We start from the raw sequence: 1,110 nt of genomic DNA on the forward strand, positions 1-1,110 counted from the left end.
AAAAATTCAGTTTTTTGAATATAGGGTTTATAGAGCCAAAAGGATAAGGGGGTTCTAATTGAAGGTAGCCCTTATCCAGATTTTTACATATCAGAAGATAAGATCATAGGTTACATCATTATTTAAGTACCAGGTCTCCTCTCGTTTAATTTGTTCTAGTATGTTATTAAAGATGCGCTCATGTTCAAGTCGCCTCCGTCCATCCGACGTTCGATTTGGCTTTTTAAACAGTTCTTTTATAAAGGTAGAGAAGCAGCTTGACCAATATACACCAATAAATTCAAGCATTTCGAGAAGTGATCCTTGATAACACACTTTTTTCTTCATCAATAAAGTTAAGCAGAAAGTGATCATAGCTATGTAAATTTGGTTGTAAACGGCGTTTGAGCTCTTTCCATAACACTTTTTGAGAACTAAGTGTTGTTTCATCCATTTAAAGAATAATTCTATTTGCCAGCGATTTCGGTAAAGATCACTGATTTCCTGTGCACTCATTTTCGCATCATTAATGATGATCCTAATAAGATTTCCTTGACTATCTTGTGTTTCGATCAAGCGAACTGGAAATTTCATTTTCCTCAGTTTAACCACAGCCTCACGAAGAATCGTAGATTCCGGATCTACAGGGAGTTCTTCGATGACTTGGATAATGGTATTCTCCTTGATACGAGTACAGAAGCGAATATTGTTCTGACAATAATCATCAAATTTTTGAAAATCAAAGTACCCTCTATCAAACACATGAAGGGCATCCTTCTCTGTGACCATCAATGCGTCTAATTGGGTTCGATCAGCTGGTCTAGCAGGAGTAACAATGATTTTATCTGGGGAAACCTCCCCATCACAAAAAACTACACGAGTATGAATTTTTACTCCAGCTTTCGTGTTTCGAAAATCAGCCCACCGATACTGGCTAAGGCAAAAAGAAATGGTCGTTGAATCAATGAGATGGATTTTCTCAAGTAATTCGCTTCCCTTTTCTTCCCCAATTTCCTGATGGATCTGTTGGATTAAATGACGCAGAATCGCCTGGAAGATCTCCGGAGGAAGATCAGAAAGTTTTCGAGAAAGTTGAGATTTACTAATACTTTTTAGCCCAAGTTCTTTTTG

The 1,110-nt window shown here is 37.3% G+C and carries 1 protein-coding gene; it reads right to left on the reverse strand.

The features are described from left to right. Nucleotides 1-90: 90 nt before the first annotated feature. The coding region (locus JUJ52_RS23015) for an IS4 family transposase (protein WP_228089244.1) at nucleotides 91-1,110 on the reverse strand (1,020 nt) is incomplete at its 5' end.

It is taken from the genome of Virgibacillus sp. AGTR (assembly GCF_016919725.2).
Taxonomy (GTDB): Bacteria; Bacillota; Bacilli; order Bacillales; family Amphibacillaceae; genus Virgibacillus; species Virgibacillus salarius.